This is a genomic window from Algoriphagus sp. 10J20-15, assembly GCF_055809615.1.
Genome location: NZ_JBVVUG010000005.1, coordinates 1 through 16,130, shown reverse-complemented (window position 1 = coordinate 16,130; position 16,130 = coordinate 1). Strand labels below are relative to the sequence as shown.

Genomic DNA, 16,130 nt, shown 5'->3' with positions numbered 1-16,130 from the left:
AACTTTAGAATCAGTGCGTACAGCATTTTTTGTATTTCAGTGATTTCGCTTGTGACAAAATCAATTTTTTCTAAATCAGTAAATTCCAATTCTATACTTACATCAGAGTTGGGTTTCCAGTTCGCAGATTGAACCATGAGCAATACCAAGAAAATGCACGAACACCTTATCAGTTCTTCTCCCTCCTCCTTCAGCAATACTGGAAGGAACAGAAACAGAAGCTCTTCGCATCTGGGAAATCAAGCCAAATCGTTCCTCATTAGGAAAATCTGCAGTTAACTTATAAATGTGAGCACATAGTTTAATTGCTCTCTTCCAGACAAATAATTCTTTGTAATTGTGCATGATTGATATAGATAAATTGGAACAATCATATTGAAAAGACTAGCGTTAGATTCTACTTTCTCATGTCTAACGTCTTATGTCTTTATACTCATTTCAACAATTCATAGACTCCGGCAACACCCTGACCACCACCAACACAAGCAGTGACTAGTCCGTATTTCTTATTCTGGCGTCGGAGTTCATTGAACATCTGTATGGAAAGTTTAGCTCCGGTACATCCCAGCGGATGACCAAGAGCAACAGCTCCACCATTTACGTTTACGATATCTGGATTGAGGTCCAGCGCCTTGATTACTGATAATCCCTGTGAGGCAAACGCTTCATTCAGTTCGATCAGGTCAATGTCATTTAGAGTTAATCCGGCTTGCTTCAGTGCCTTCGGAACAGCTTCTTTAGGTCCAATTCCCATAATTCTTGGATCAACTCCTGCTGCACTATAAGACATCATTCTAGCAACTGGCTCTATGTTTAATTCCTTCACCATTCGCTCTGACATCACTACTACGAAAGCTGCTCCATCAGAAGTTTGTGAGGAATTACCCGCTGTTACTTGCCCGCCATTTTTAAACGCTGGTTTCAAACTTGAAAGAACATCCATGGTCGTTCCAGGACGAGGTCCCTCATCCGTATCCACTACATATTTTCGGGTTTTCTTTTTGCCTTTTTCATCGAGGTACGTTTCTTCCACTTCTACAGGAACGATCTCATCTTTGAATTTGCCAGCAGCAATAGCAGCAATGGCTTTTTCATGAGATTTGACCGAAAAAGCATCTGATTCTTCGCGAGTGATTTCGTATTCCTTTGCCAGTTCCTCTGCAGTCAAACCCATACTGATGTAGTAGGAAGGATGCTCAGTAGCTATTTTGTAATTCAGGACAGTTTTGTAACCCATCATTGGCACCATAGACATAGATTCTGTACCACCAGCAATGATACAATCTGCCATTCCGGCTTTCACTTTTCCAACAGCCAAGGCAATAGCTTCAATTCCAGAACCGCAATAACGGTTGACGATAAAGCCAGGATTCTCTATTCCTAAAGCAAGAAGAGAAATCATTCTTCCCATTTGCATTCCTTGTTCCGCCTCCGGAACGGCATTTCCTACGATCAGATCATCCACCATTTTGGCTTCTAATCCTGGCGTATTTGCTACCAGATGCTTGATCACATCTGAAGCTAGATCATCTGGGCGGTAAAATCTGAATCCACCTTTTTTGGCCTTTCCAACCGCTGATCTATATCCATTTACTATATATGCTTCCATGTTATTTCGAGTTTTTTGAGTATTGAGTTACTTGGTACATTGTACTTAGTACTTTAGACATCAATTTCTAAGCGGTTTTCCTTTGAATAAAATACTGTGGATTCTCTCCAGCGTTTTCTTTTCACCAGTCAAGCTCAAGAATGCTTCGCGCTCCAAGTCCAATAAGTATCGCTCAGAAACTTCAGTTGGCGAGGACAAATCCCCGCCAGACATTACGTAGGCTAGTTTTTTGGCAATCAAAGCGTCATGCTCAGATATGTATGCGCCATACCTCATTCCAGTGATTCCAGCTTCAAAAAGTGCCAATGACTCTTTTCCAAGTACACGAATATCTGTTTGCTCAATTGGCTGAGTATAGCCGGCTTCATCCATAGAAATGACTTTCGATTTCGCTTCCGCCAATTGTCGATTTCGGTTGAGGGTAATTCCATCATCCTTTCTCAGATAGCCCAAGTTTCTGGCTTCCTCCGCTGAGGTAGAAACTTTTGCCATGGCGATATTCATAAATGCATCCTGCAGCCTATTCAATTCTACATCTCCGGATTTTACAGCATTGGAAAATCTCAAGGTCATTTCCTTAGTACCACCACCGGCAGGGATTAATCCAACTCCAACTTCCACCAAGCCCATGTACAATTCTGCATGCGCCTGAATGTGATCTGAGTGGAGTGAAAGTTCACAACCACCACCCAATGCCATATTGTGTGGAGCAACTACCACGGGAACGGAAGAATACCTCGCGCGCATCATGGTATTCTGGAATTGTGCAATCATCAAATTGATCTCATCAAAGTCCTGGTCTCCAGCGAACATAAATAGCATGGCTAGATTTGCTCCTGCTGAGAAATTAGCACCTTCATTACCTACCACTAGGCCTTTGTATGATTTCTCAGCCATTCCAATGGCTGTGTTGATCCCTTCGATCACTTCAGCTCCCATTGAATTCATCTTAGTATGGAATTCCAAACCGATCACATCATCGCCTAAGTCATAGACTGATGCTCCAGGGTTATTCCAAATGACTTTTCCAGCAGATTTAAGTGTATCCAAAATGATGAAATCATCCATTCCTGGTACCTCCTTATAGGACTTGCTTGGAATGTCGTAGTAGTGCTTCTTACCGTTTTCTACCTTGTAGAAAGATTCATTTCCTGCTTCAAGCATCTCATAAACCCATGCAGCTGGCTTTTCTCCAGCAGCTTCCATTTTTTCAACCGTTTCTTTCACACCGAGTAAATCCCAGTTTTCGAAAGGCCCGAGTTCCCATCCAAATCCAGCACAAACTGCTTGATCTATTCTGAATAGTTCATCAGCTATCTCAGGGATTCTATTGGAGCAATACTTAAACAAATCATAGAAAGTGGCTCGGTAGAATTCTCCGGCTTTGTCATCAAAATTCACTAAGAATTTGATTCTCTTTTTCAAGTCTTCAAACTCCTTAGCAGCTTCCAACGCTTTGAATTTTGGCTTTTCTAGATCTTTGTACTCAAAGGTTTCAAAATCAATTTCCTTCAATTCTTTTGTTCCGTCTTTGTGTCGGATCATATTGAAATATCCAGATCCAGTTTTGTCGCCTAACCATTTTTTCTCGTACAGTACTTCCATGATTTTCGGAAGTTTGAATTTCTCACGAGACTCATCATTTGGTAAGGCTTTGTAAAGGTTATTGGCCACGTTAACCGTAGTATCCAAACCAACCACATCCATTGTTCTGAACGTAGCAGATTTTGCCCGGCCGATTAGTGTTCCAGTCAATTTATCAACTTCAGATACACCTAAGCCCATTTTTTCGATGGTGTGCATTGCAGAAATAATCGCGTAAACACCAATTCTATTAGCAATAAATGCTGGAGTATCTTTACAAAGAACGGTTTCCTTGCCTAGGAATTTGTCTCCATATTCCATCAAGAAATCTATGTTTTTCTGCTTAGATTTTGGTCCAGGAATGATTTCTAATAGGCGTAAATATCTAGGTGGGTTGAAAAAGTGTGTACCTGCAAAATTTTCCTGGAAATCTTCGGATCTTCCTTCACACATCATGTGCATAGGAATACCGGAAGTATTGGAAGTGATCAGTGTACCTGGCTTTCTGTATTTTTCTACTTTTTCGAAAAGAGACTGCTTGATATCAAGTCTCTCAACGATCACCTCCATCACCCAATCGTAATCTTTGATTTTTGGGAGATCGTCATCAAAATTTCCTGTAGTAATCCTGGAAGCAAATGCCTTGTCATAAATAGCTCGATGGATTTGACTTTAGTGTGCTTTGCAAAGCACTGGTCACTATTCGATTTCTGACTATTGGATCTTCTTTGGTCAGTCCTTTTTTCTGCTCTTGCTCGGTAAGTTCAAAGGGTACTATGTCCAGTAAAAGCACTTGCACGCCGATATTAGCAAAATGACAGGCAATTCTGGATCCCATAACACCCGAACCTAAAATGGCAACTTTCTTAATGGTTCTGTTCATAATTTTGGGCTTTTGGTAGTTTATACCTTGTGGTCGTTATATGGTTTATAGTTCAAAGATTGGTTTGTTGACATCTATTCCTTTGGCGGTCTGTACTTGATCTATCACCAGTTGAATTTTTTCAAATACTTTGAAGAAATCCTGAAGCTCATCTTCAGTTACGATTTCCCGCACCTGATCATTGAATTCTTTGATTGTATTCACTGACCTTTCTTTTTTCTTCTTGCCTTCATCTGTTAAAAAGATCCTCACAGAACGCTTATCTATCGGGTCAGGCATTTTGTAAATCATTCCTTTCTCCTCCATTGTTTTCAGCATTCTGGTCAAACTCCTAGTCTCTAGACCTAGTTTTGGGGCAATTTTAGTAGCAGGCGTACCTTCTGTAGAATTGATATTGATCAGCACAAATCCAATAGCTGTAGTAAATCCCTCCTCAGCAGCTTGCTGATTGTACATTCTGGAAATCGCACGCCAGGCACTTTTTATATGATAATCAACTGTTTCTTCTCTTTTCATCTCTACGGAATTCTCCAATTCTCGAGGAGTACTGATCTACTAAAAATAATGTATGCATGCATACTATATTTGAAAAAAGTTATGCATGCATCACAAATTATCGCCTTGAATACCTAGGTAATTCATTGCAATTATTGTGATAAAGCAAATATTTCACTTAAAAACAGAATAATTAATAAGAAAAAACTCCCTAAGTAAAAGGATATATTAATGTTAATAAATAGTAAAATCTACTTGGTTGGATTTCATTCATGATAAATATGCTCAATCTCTTTGGCATATTTCTGCAAGATGACTTTGCGTTTCAATTTCATTGTTGGAGTCAATTCTCCTGATTCTATTCCCCAAGCTTCCGGCAAAAGCTTGAATCGCTTTATCTGCTCCCATTTACCAAAGTACTTATTGATTTGTTCGATTTCTCGATCGTACTTTTCAACGATTTCGGCTTTGAGAATAATTTCCCTATCAGTGGTATAAGGAATGCCTTTATGCTTGCAATAGTCTTTCAATCCTTCAAAACTAGGCACAATCAATGCGCTTGGATAATTTTTATTTTCACCCACGACCATCAACTGATCTATCAGCGTGGATTCCTTGAATTTATTTTCCATCAGCTGAGGCGCAATATATTTGCCTCCGGACGTTTTGAACATCTCCTTCTTACGATCGGTGATTCTCAGGAAAGATCCGTCTAGCTCACCAATGTCACCGGTATGAAACCAGCCGTTTTGAAGTACTTCTGCGGTCATATCGGGTTGCTTATAGTAACCTAGCATTACATTGGGACCTTTGACTAGGATTTCGCCATCTTCAGCGATTTTTACTTCTACATCCTGAACAATTTTCCCCACCCATCCTATTCTCATTTCTTCATTTGTACAGACAGATGCTGAAATTACAGGAGAAGTCTCTGTTAAGCCATAACCTTCACACACTTTGATCCCAGCAGCCCAAAAAACCCGAGCTAACCTAGGTTGTAAAGCTGATGCACCGGAATTAATTTGAAGTACTTCTCCTCCTAAAGCTTCTCTCCATTTACTAAAAATCAGTTTATTGGCCATTTTCAACTGAAAATCATACCAAGCTCCCATTTTTTTACCAGGTTCATAGTCCAATCCTAAATTCAATGCCCAGAAGAAAAGCTGTTTTTTAATCCCTGATAGCTCATAGCCTTTAGCTACTATCTTGTCATAGATTTTCTCTAGAAGACGAGGAACTGTATTAAATGCATTCGGTTTGACTTCTTTCATATATTCCCCCAAAGTTTCTAAGCTCTCAGCGTAATAAATAGAGAAACCCAAGTACATAAAACAGAAAGAACCTGTGCGCTCATATATATGGCAAAGCGGAAGAAAACTAAGTACTCGGGAAGTGCCACGATCAGGAGTCATAATCGCAGCAATGGATAATACATTCGAAAGAACATTATTATGTGAAAGCATTACACCCTTTGGCCGCCCAGTCGTGCCAGAAGTGTAAATGATGGTGAACATGTCCTCACCCATTACTGTCTCTTTCAACAGCTCTAACGGTTCAATACTTTCATTTACACCTATCGCCAAGAAATCCTCCCAGAATATTGCACCTTCGATTGTAGAAAAACTATAAATTAATCGATCTCCGCTTACTTCTTTGGCTTTATCATAAATCTCCTGATCACCAACGAAAATCATTTTGACTTCGGCATGATCAAAAATATATTCAAAATCTGAAGAGGTGATTGTAGGATAAACGGGTACAGAAATAGCACCGATCTGCTGTAGGGCAAAATCAATGAAATTCCATTCTGGACAGTTTTCAGAAATTATCGCAACTTTTTCATCTTTTTTCAATCCGACCTTTAAAAAAGCTAAGCTTAGGTTGTCTACTATTTCTTTTAGGTCTCTCGATGAAAATGATTTCCAATCGCCATTTTCTTTCTTCGAAAGAGCTATCTCTTTATTGTAAGTAGCGATCTGATAAGGAATCAAATCAAAAAGTCTGGATGGCTTCATAGTTTGTCATTTTGGGTACTTTATAATATTACCAAAATGTGAGGCCATTACAAAGAGTTATCCACGCTCTCTTTTTATAATAGTTGTAAAATAGATTTTTAAAAAAATTCTTTACTAAGGTTATTAGGACTGTGGATTTGTGGAAAAGAAGAAGGTTTATTCTTCTCCACTCTTAGTGGGATAGTAAAGTTGAGTTGTCCACGGGTTATCCTCTTTTTGTCCACATGTAAGACGTTGAGAATTATTGTAGTAATTGAATATCCCAATTTTTGTGGATTAGGTCTTAATTATTCACTGTTGGTAAAAGGGCTGTTGATAGAATGATTTTGTTTAGTGGATAACTGTTGGCTTTTCCCCAATTATGGGGCTTGGTAGAATTGCTGGTGTCTGGTAGGTGGAAAAGTGTTCAGTTATCCTGAAGTAGTCCACTTTTATCCACAACTGATTTGGTACTTATCCACGCCTAATCCTGGTCCATTTTTATGCCTGTATTAGGTGTAGCTTTGATCACTAGATCTTCTACAATCCAACCACCTCTTATTAGAATGTTACCATTTCCTGTTTCTGGATCTAAGAAATTGAAAGTCCGTTCTGCATATCTTTTTTCTTCAAAGTTTGCTGGATCCCATCGGTGGTTCTTGTTTGTATCTTCTATTACTCGTATTTGATAGTTTGCTGCTTCTATTAATTTGAAGGAGAATTGATTACCGCTTTCTTATATAGGACTCCCTTATCAGCTCTCCTTTACTATCCAAAAGTTGTACAATAAATGGTCCCTCTGATCCTTCAATTTTTCCTGATATTTCATCTGAGAGTGTTTCTTTTTTCAACTTTTTGTAATTAGCACTCAAGGCAACTTCATTGTATTGCCCTTCTATATCTCTGAAGGAGGAATCTGCCGCTTTAAGTGAAAATGTCTCATAGGGTATAGAGTCCGGAACCAACAGATTAATTCTTAAAACATCTCTTCTCAAAGAATCTTTGAAACTTAACATTTCTGGAGAAATCTTAACAACAGAGGCTGTGTCGTAAGCTAGATAAAGGGAATCGTAATTTATGTCTGTGATAGGCTTGTTAAAGGTTAGTTCTATGGGTAGGTTTTGGTAAAAATTTTTGCCTGAATTAGCTGATATGGTAAGTTTCTCTGGTTTTCTTTCTGATTCTTCAAATTTGGCCCAGATTAATGAATCAACTTCATATCCAACCGAATCCTTTACGTTCAAATTAAATGATATGCTATCTGCTATTATTGACTTTGAATAAAGATTGATTCTTTTTTCTCCTATGGTATAAAATATTTCACTTCCAATTTTGTCATTCTTTAATAGTACTTCATTCGGTGTCTTGTTCAATACAATAGTATAATTAGAACCTATTGGTGACGAACGAAGTAAGTTTATAGGATTTTGATCACCTTTTGAAAGATTGAAATGTAAACCTTCTATGTTTTGGTTAATGGTGATTGTATCTTTTATGAAATCAAAAGCTTCGGATTTATACTCTGCTTTTAAGCTATTATTATCATCCTGCCACGCATAAGCAAAGTATTTTCCTGCTTTGATGTTGGATATGGAAAAGTTTCCAGCAGTGTCAACTTGACTCAAATAGTATGGAGGTGCTATAAAGACATTTGTTGTATCATCAATAGCATATAGACCTACTATGGCATTTTCTATTTTATCATTTTTCCCTGGAAAATACCTGTTGACAGATCCTGTTACTCTTAGGCTGTCTATTTGTTCTCCTGTGGAAAAAACTAGTTTTAGATTTTCTGCTGGGTTTCCCTCTGATAAATCCTGAATAGATTTCTGGAAATTGAAGACATAGGTTGTGTTATCTTCAAGTTCTTGATTTAATTCTATTTCAAGCGTGTTTTTTAAAGCTGTAATAATTACCTCATCCTTATTGATTCTTGGAGTAATCAGGATGTTTTTGTTGGCATTGTCTAGCTTAATGTATTCGTCAAAAGTGATTACTATCGCCTTGGGTTTTGTATTTAGACTCTGGTCTTTTGGAATCATTTCCAGTGACTATAGGTGGGTCTTCGTCTTGAGGCCCTCCCATTGGTGTACTTTGTTTAGCACATGATAAAGCCAATAGGCTTAAAATTAAAAGTGCGATTAGATTTGAATGTTTCACTTCTTTTGGAACACAAATATGTTACTTGAATAATTTCCTGCAGTCTTACGCGCTTCACTGTTTGACTTTTTGCCTGACATGATGGCCTTCCAATATTTTTGTACTAAGGATTGATTTGGATTGATATATCCTTCAGACAATAATGATACATAGTAGCTATCGAAATTCATCGGCATTTGCTTCACAAGTTGTAAATCAAAAATCTCTCCGAAGCTTACAATAGACTTATGGTTAAAATGATATAGATGCCTTGGTACATCCCATCCTGCCCAATGCTCTAGATACTTTTTAGCATCATGACTTTCTGGGTTTGGAACAGCAATAATTATATAACCATCTGAATTTAAGTGATTTATAATTTTTTTTACAGTCTTTCTAAGTGAATGGACGTGTTCAAGTACATGAAAAAGTGTAATGATCTCAAATGAACTTCCTTTGGGTAGCTCATCAATGGATGCATAGACTTTTCCATCTACCTTAGAGTTTGCTAGGTTTCTCGCTTTTTCATTTGGCTCTATACCTTTTACTTTCCATCCACTTTCTTTTGCTTTGGTAAGAAGCTCGCCTGTGCCACAGCCATAATCCAGATATTTGCCTTTGGAAGGCTTTAGGCTATTTAGATGTTTTACTTTTTGGGAAACAGCATATTTTCTTACTTTTTGATAAACAAGCTGGGTTAGATTTTTGGCTTTATCCTCGTGAGAGAAGTATTCAGGAAAATCATAGTATGGTCCTATCGTATCTTCGGTTGGTCTAGGATTCGTAAATTTCAATCCGCACTTTGTACAGTTGCATATGATAAATGACTCTTGGCTTACTGCAAAATCTTTAATTTCTTCAGAATTAAGAAAATGTCCACTTTTGCAAAGTGGACATTTTGTAAGTCTTTCTAGCATTTTATCTTCCAAGGTAAACAGTGATTATAGATAAGTCTGCTGGTGTCACTCCGCTTATTCGGGAAGCTTGACCCATCGTCTCAGGTCTTATTTTAGTCAATTTTTGTTTTCCTTCTGTCGAAAGTGCGGGTATAGCTTTATAGTCGAAATTCAATGGAATTTTGAAGTTTTCCATGTTACTCAACTTATCTACCATTTGCTGTTCTTTTTCTATATAACTATCGTATTTGATTTGGATCTCTGCTTGTTCTAGTACTTCTATAGAATAGTTAGATAGGTATTCATTTATTTCTGGATTAAAAGATTTGAGGTCTTTAAGTCCTATTTGAGGTCTTTTGAGAAGTTTTTCTGCAGTTATTTTTTCCTTGATAATTGCTGTACCAGATTCTTCCAAACCAGTATTGATACTTACTGGAGATAGTTTTTTCTGTTTAAGGTCATTGATAAGTCTTGCTGTTTCTTCTTTTTTGGTATTCATTTTGGCCAAACGTTCGTCAGAAGCTAGTCCAATATCATGTCCTTTCTGAGTCAATCTTAGATCTGCATTATCTTGGCGAAGTAATAGTCTAAATTCTGCTCTCGAAGTAAACATTCGATACGGCTCATCTGTGCCTTTATTTATTAAGTCATCAATTAGAACTCCTATATAGGCATCTGACCTTTTTAATAAGAATGGATCCTTTTCCTGCACTTTGAGACTGGCATTTATTCCAGCAACTAATCCTTGTGAAGCAGCTTCTTCATATCCAGTTGTCCCATTAATCTGTCCTGCGAAATAAAGATTTTCGATTAACTGAGTTTCTAACGTTAGTTTCAATTGAGTTGGTGGAAAATAATCATACTCAATTGCATACCCTGGACGAAACATCTTTGCATTTTCAAAACCAGAAATTTTTCGCAAAGCCTTGAATTGTACATCCTCAGGTAGTGAAGTGGAGAAGCCGTTTATATACATTTCTACAGTGTTCCATCCTTCAGGTTCTACAAAGATTTGATGCCTGTCTCTTTCTGCAAATCGATTGATTTTATCTTCTATAGATGGGCAATATCTTGGACCTAGTCCTTGGATTCTTCCATTGAACATGGGAGATCTATCAAATCCTTCTTCTAAACTTGAGTGTACATCTTTATTCGTATAGGTAATCCAGCAAGTTCTTTGCTCTTTCAGAGTTGTTGTTTTATCAGAATAACTGAACTTCTCTGGGTTTTCGTCTCCATGTTGAACTTCCATTTTAGAATAATCAAGACTTCTTCCATCTACTCTTGGTGGTGTGCCAGTCTTCATTCTTCCTGATTCAAACCCCAATTGCACCAATTGCTCTGTTATACCTCGCGCAGCTGCTTCACCAGTTCTTCCACCCCCAAATTGTTTTTCGCCAATATGTATTAGTCCGTTTAGGAATGTTCCATTAGTTAGTACGACACTTTTACCTTGGATTTCTAGTCCTATACTAGTTCTGACTCCTTTTAGTTCGCCATTCTTCACTAGTAGTCCAGTGATCATTTCTTGCCAGAAGTCCACATTAGGAGTTTGTTCCAAGGCGAGTCTCCATTCTTCAGCAAATTTCATTCTGTCATTCTGAGATCTTGGAGACCACATAGCAGGTCCTTTTGATCTATTTAGCATCCTAAACTGAATCATAGATTTGTCGGATATAATACCCGACATTCCTCCTAGTGCATCAATTTCTCGCACTATTTGCCCTTTTGCAACACCACCCATTGCTGGGTTACATGACATCTGAGCGATTGTGTTCATGTTCATTGTACATAGTAATACTTTTGAGCCCATTTGTGCAGCGGCATGTGCTGCCTCACAACCTGCGTGCCCTGCTCCTACTACTATGACATCATATATTGGAAACATCGTATCCTATTTTTGTACTGTTTCACGTGGAACATGAATGTATTTCGTCTTTTGGAAAATACTGTTTCACGTGGAACGTTTAAATCTCTTCGAATAATTTTATAGCAAACTCCTCTTTACTTCTCATCATGATGGCCTCTGCTTTTGTTTTGTCCTTGTAGCCTAGGAGATGAAAAAGCCCATGGCTAATTACTCTACTCAACTCTCTTTCTTCTTTTACTTTATGTGTTGCTGAATTTTCTTTTACTCTCTCTATACTTATAAATATATCTCCTTCTATAATGTTTTCTTCTTCAGAATTATCAAAGGTGATGATATCCGTATATGTATCATGATCAAGATATTCTTGGTTTATGTTGAGTAAATATTCATCAGAGCAAAACACGTAATTGAGATCTTCAATTTTGTGGTTTTCAGATTCTGCAATTTTTTTTAACCAATCTTTTCTTTTTCTCTTTTCTTTCAAGGAAAAAGGGACTTCTTCTGCAAAGAAATTTATCGGCATAGTTTAGTTCATATAAAATGATAAAACCGTCTTGGTTCCATTTTCTTCAAACTTCACATCATCTGATAGGTGTTTGATTAGGAAAATACCCCTTCCTCCAGGCTTTTCAATGTTTTCGGGTGCTGTCGGATCTTTTAGCTCATTGTAATCAAATCCATCTCCTTCATCCTGAATGGTGAACAAAAGCAATTCATCTTCTAATGCTAGTTCCAAATGTACCAGTTTGTTTTTATCCCCTTGGTTTCCATGGATGATGGCATTACTGATGCACTCAGTCACTGATATCATAATATTACCGTAGATATCATCATTGATCTCGAAGTTTTCTCGAGCGTTGTCGATGAAACTTTCAATTATTTTTATATTCTCAATGAGAGATGGAATGGAAATTTTTATGCTTTTCATCATAATTGTTTTCAATGAGTAGTATCTGCTGTTTTATTCTACTTCTAGTAATATTGGACAATGATCTGAATGTTTTGCATCAGCTAAAATGGTTGAACTTCTAAGACGTCTCTTTCATTGGTTCAGTTGCCATATGGTAATCTATTCTCCATCCTAGATTCTTTGCTCTGGAATTTGCTCTGTAGCTCCACCAATGGTATAATTATCTGGCTGATCATTAAATGTCCTAAAACTATCAATAAACCCTGATTCTGTGAATTTATCCATCCATGCTCTTTCTTCGGGTAGGAACCCAGAGGTGTTTTTATTTGACTTCGGATTATGGATATCTATTGCCTTGTGACAAATATTATAGTCTCCACTTAAAATCAAATTTGGATTAGTTTTTCTTAAATCCTGCATGTATCCATATATGTCATCAAGAAACTCATATTTGAATGTTTGTCTGATATCCCCGGTTGTACCAGAAGGAAAATAGGCACTTAAGAATCAGAAATCCTCAAAATCTACTTGAAGTAATCTTCTCTTCCTCGTCACACTCTGGAAATATCCATTCCAAGCTTTACAGATTTTGGCCTTTATTTTAGTCAATATTGCCACTCCACTATATCCTTTTTTGAAAGCTGGGTACCAAGACAGATTTCGTAGCCTAAATCGTGAAAAGATCCTCGCATCTATTTGTTCTAAATTGGCCTTAACCTCCTGTAAACCAATTATTTCTGGGTTTACCTGCTTTAGCCAATCTACAAATCCTTTGTTCATTGCGGCACGTATGCCATTTACGTTATACGATACTATCTTCACGATTTAATCAATTATTATTTCATATTCTTTTTCAAAATATTCCAAGACCCGAATCTTTAAAAGCTTTTCCTGATCCAACAAATCAAAATGAGGAAGCTCTTTTACTAATTTCCAATGCGGCCATCCATCTTGATCTACATAATCAAGTTCATAAAAACCGTCATAGCTCAGCACCTTGCAAACAGCGATATGCATCAAATCTTGCTTTTGCTCCTTACTAAATATCCTATTGCCTTGACCAAGTTCTTGAACTCCAATAAGAAAGAGTACGCCATTTAAGTCCGCAGGTTTTTTTCCTATGGTTTCTTTTAGCCCTTCCAATAGTTTGGACCAACGTTTTTCTAATGATAGATCGCGTTTAAACATTGTAAATTATTGATTTTCAAGTGTTTCCCAATATTCTGCAGCTCTTCTTAGGTGTGGGATAACTATTGTCCCGCCTATCAGTGATGCAATAGAGAATACCTCAAATATTTGCTCTTTCGTTAAACCAACTTCATGGCACTTTCCTAAATGGTATTTTACACAGTCATCGCACCTCAGAACCATAGAACAAGCTAGTCCAATCATTTCTTTTGACTTTACATCTACCGATCCTTCAGCATAAGCATTAGTGTCAAGATTAAATAAACGCTTGATTATTTTATTGTCTTCAGCCAAAATCTTTGTATTCATCTGACTGCGGTACTCGTTGAATTCTTCTATGAGATTCATTAACTTAACTGTTTAGGAAAGAATTAAGTAGCAAATATACCACTATTTGCCCTTGGCAGATAGGAACAAGCCTTTTTCACAATGCGTTTATTTTTTGTAAAAGATTTTTTGGATTTAGTTTTCCCACGCAATTGCCTAATGTGTGGAAGATCTCTTTATGACTCCGAGCAGAATCTCTGCATCGTTTGTAAGGGTACTCTTCCTGTCACAAGTTATCATTTGAGACCTATTGATAATGATTTGTGCGATAAGGTAAAAGGATTGAGTACCGTCGGGATGGTGATGGCCTTTCTGAAATTTACCAAAGGCGGAAGTAGCCAAAAACTTCTGCATCAGCTGAAGTATAGAAATAAGCCTCAACTGGGCCAAGAATTGGGGTTAATGTATGGAAAAATTCTAAATGAGAATGGATTTTCTAGATTTTGGGACCTGATTGTACCTGTGCCATTGCATCCATTGAAACAAAGCCGAAGAGGATATAATCAAAGTGAAAAATTTGGGCTTGGTCTTTCAGATGCCTGATCCGTTAAGTTTGAACTTTCTCTTCTCCGTGGAAAATTTACCGAGACACAAACCCAAAAATCTAGACTCGAACGAATGTATAATGTAGATGATGTTTTTCAGATTGCACCTTATTCTAGTATTACAAGTAAATCTATTTTATTAGTTGACGATGTGATGACGACTGGTGCTACATTGAGTGCGTGTGCAAATGTACTTTTGGCGAACGGAGCAAAAAATGTAGATTTGGTTACTATCGCAGCAGGAGGATAATTACTATGATTGATATCGAATTATTAAAGTACCCTATAGGCAAATTTCAGAAGCCTGAATTGATTTTAGATCAAAATTTAGAGGAGGCAATTACATACTTAGGAATGTTTCCTCAGTACCTGGAAGAAACCGTACAGGGTTTTTCTGAAGAACAGTTAAACACCCCATATCGGCCGGGCGGCTGGACTGTAAGGCAATTGATTCATCACCTGTCTGATAGCCATATGAATGCGCTAATTCGCTTTAAATTGGCGCTAACAGAAGTAAATCCAACTATTAAGCCTTACGATGAAGCTGAATGGGCCAAATTAGAAGATTACTCCCTTCCGGTGTCAGAGTCACTCACGCTTATCAAAGGAATTCATTTGAAATGGGCAATCGTACTTAAATCTATGCAAACTCAGGATTTTGAGAAAACGTATTTTCACCCAGAATCACAATCTTCAGTTCCTCTTTCCGAAGTTACGCTTATGTATCAGTGGCATTCACAGCACCATTTAGCACATATTCAGCATTTGATGATTCGTGAAAAATGGTAGCAAACCTGATTTTACAATCACCCATAAGAAGCATTTTGCCTAGTAATTTCTAATATGAATATTTCTCTCAAAAATCAACGAATACTTGTCACTGGAGCATCCAGAGGTATTGGTAGAGCTATCGCAAAACAACTTTCAGAATCCGGAGCTGAAGTGATTATTCATTGTAATAGGGATGCTAGTGAAGCAGAAAAGCTCAAGGGTGAGTTATCAAACCCATCTTATATTGAATTATGCGATCTTTCAGATATTAATCAAGTCGTTGGCTTTATCCCAAAATTGATTGAAAAAATATGGAGAGATCTCGGGATTGGTAAATAATGCGGGAATCTCCCGCTCCGCTCCGGATAATTTGCCTACTGAGGATTGGGTCAAAGTTTGGCAAGAAACTATTCAGGTTAATACAACTGCGCTAGGTATTCTTTGTAAAGAATTTGTAGATCACGCTCTGAAAAATCAAAATGGTAGAATTGTAAATATTTCATCGAGAGCAGCTTTTCGTGGTGATACAACAGATTACATAGCTTACGCAGCCTCCAAGGGTGCCATTGTAAGTTTGACAAGATCAATCGCCAGACATTATGGGAAGCAAGGAATCAAAGCGTTTCTTATCGCACCGGGATTCACTCGAACGGATATGGCAGATGAAATCCTGGCGAATATGGCAGAAGAGTTCGCACTGAATGACATTGCTTTAACCGATCTAACTAGGCCGGAAGATATTGCTCCCATGGTGACACTTCTTTGTTCTGGACTTGCTGATCACGCTGACAGGGGCTAGCATTGATATCAATGCTGGTTCGTATGAGACATTAGTTATATAGTCACTAAAGTGAAATCCTATGCCCAACCGGCAAAAACCCAACGAGTATTTACCCCAGAATTAGTCAAGATTAGGTGC

The 16,130-nt window shown here is 37.7% G+C and carries 14 protein-coding genes and 3 pseudogenes; 4 read left to right on the top strand and 13 right to left on the bottom strand.

Annotation, left to right across the window (positions count from 1 at the left end; genetic code table 11):
• Positions 1–102 precede the first annotated feature (102 nt).
• The 13 genes and pseudogenes from AC0L6R_RS03150 to AC0L6R_RS03090 all read right to left on the bottom strand — a co-directional run bounded on the left by AC0L6R_RS03150 (position 103) and on the right by AC0L6R_RS03090 (position 13,916).
• Positions 103–345 carry a four helix bundle protein gene (locus tag AC0L6R_RS03150; RefSeq protein ID WP_473269888.1) on the bottom strand — a complete coding sequence of 81 codons (243 nt, stop codon included), beginning with the start codon at positions 343–345 and terminating at the stop codon, positions 103–105.
• An 88-nt stretch (positions 346–433) separates the two neighbouring features.
• Complete coding sequence (locus tag AC0L6R_RS03145; RefSeq protein ID WP_473269887.1) at positions 434–1,609, bottom strand: thiolase family protein; 1,176 nt, start codon at positions 1,607–1,609, stop codon at positions 434–436.
• A gap of 60 nt (positions 1,610–1,669) precedes the next feature.
• A pseudogene (locus AC0L6R_RS03140) lies at positions 1,670–4,076 on the bottom strand (3-hydroxyacyl-CoA dehydrogenase/enoyl-CoA hydratase family protein).
• A 45-nt stretch (positions 4,077–4,121) separates the two neighbouring features.
• A complete protein-coding gene (locus tag AC0L6R_RS03135; RefSeq protein WP_473269886.1) occupies positions 4,122–4,592 on the bottom strand; it encodes a MarR family winged helix-turn-helix transcriptional regulator in 471 nt (156 codons plus the stop codon).
• A 245-nt stretch (positions 4,593–4,837) separates the two neighbouring features.
• Positions 4,838–6,586: an AMP-dependent synthetase/ligase gene (locus AC0L6R_RS03130; protein WP_473269885.1), complete on the bottom strand. Its 1,749-nt coding sequence runs from the start codon at positions 6,584–6,586 to the stop codon at positions 4,838–4,840.
• A 704-nt stretch (positions 6,587–7,290) separates the two neighbouring features.
• Positions 7,291–8,607: an Ig-like domain-containing domain gene (locus AC0L6R_RS03125; protein ID WP_473269884.1), complete on the bottom strand. Its 1,317-nt coding sequence runs from the start codon at positions 8,605–8,607 to the stop codon at positions 7,291–7,293.
• Between the two features lie 114 nt (positions 8,608–8,721).
• The gene (locus AC0L6R_RS03120; protein WP_473269883.1) at positions 8,722–9,498 is read right to left on the bottom strand and encodes a class I SAM-dependent methyltransferase; all 777 of its coding nucleotides are present in this window, start codon (positions 9,496–9,498) and stop codon (positions 8,722–8,724) included.
• Between the two features lie 124 nt (positions 9,499–9,622).
• On the bottom strand, positions 9,623–11,488 hold the full coding sequence (gene mnmG / locus AC0L6R_RS03115; protein WP_283411941.1) for a tRNA uridine-5-carboxymethylaminomethyl(34) synthesis enzyme MnmG: 1,866 nt from the start codon (positions 11,486–11,488) through the stop codon (positions 9,623–9,625).
• A gap of 79 nt (positions 11,489–11,567) precedes the next feature.
• A complete protein-coding gene (gene ybeY / locus AC0L6R_RS03110; RefSeq protein WP_283411942.1) occupies positions 11,568–11,993 on the bottom strand; it encodes an rRNA maturation RNase YbeY in 426 nt (141 codons plus the stop codon).
• Between the two features lie 3 nt (positions 11,994–11,996).
• Positions 11,997–12,398 carry an ATP-binding protein gene (locus tag AC0L6R_RS03105; RefSeq protein ID WP_283411943.1) on the bottom strand — a complete coding sequence of 134 codons (402 nt, stop codon included), beginning with the start codon at positions 12,396–12,398 and terminating at the stop codon, positions 11,997–11,999.
• 33 nt (positions 12,399–12,431) lie between these two features.
• A pseudogene (locus tag AC0L6R_RS03100) lies at positions 12,432–13,202 on the bottom strand (exodeoxyribonuclease III).
• A gap of 3 nt (positions 13,203–13,205) precedes the next feature.
• On the bottom strand, positions 13,206–13,568 hold the full coding sequence (locus AC0L6R_RS03095; RefSeq protein ID WP_473269882.1) for a hypothetical protein: 363 nt from the start codon (positions 13,566–13,568) through the stop codon (positions 13,206–13,208).
• A 6-nt stretch (positions 13,569–13,574) separates the two neighbouring features.
• Positions 13,575–13,916 (bottom strand): carboxymuconolactone decarboxylase family protein, encoded by a 342-nt coding sequence (locus tag AC0L6R_RS03090; RefSeq protein WP_283411946.1) that lies wholly within the window; start codon positions 13,914–13,916, stop codon positions 13,575–13,577.
• A gap of 81 nt (positions 13,917–13,997) precedes the next feature.
• Here AC0L6R_RS03090 and AC0L6R_RS03085 point away from each other — a divergent pair, with 81 nt between their 5' ends.
• The 4 genes and pseudogenes from AC0L6R_RS03085 (at position 13,998) to AC0L6R_RS03070 (ending at position 16,053) form a co-directional block, all read left to right on the top strand.
• A complete protein-coding gene (locus AC0L6R_RS03085; RefSeq protein WP_473269881.1) occupies positions 13,998–14,438 on the top strand; it encodes a ComF family protein in 441 nt (146 codons plus the stop codon).
• 75 nt (positions 14,439–14,513) lie between these two features.
• Positions 14,514–14,690, top strand: coding sequence for a ComF family protein (locus AC0L6R_RS03080; protein WP_473269880.1), 177 nt, complete (start codon positions 14,514–14,516; stop codon positions 14,688–14,690).
• A gap of 5 nt (positions 14,691–14,695) precedes the next feature.
• Positions 14,696–15,229 carry a YfiT family bacillithiol transferase gene (locus tag AC0L6R_RS03075; protein WP_473269879.1) on the top strand — a complete coding sequence of 178 codons (534 nt, stop codon included), beginning with the start codon at positions 14,696–14,698 and terminating at the stop codon, positions 15,227–15,229.
• Between the two features lie 54 nt (positions 15,230–15,283).
• Positions 15,284–16,053: pseudogene (locus tag AC0L6R_RS03070) on the top strand (SDR family NAD(P)-dependent oxidoreductase).
• Positions 16,054–16,130 lie beyond the last annotated feature (77 nt).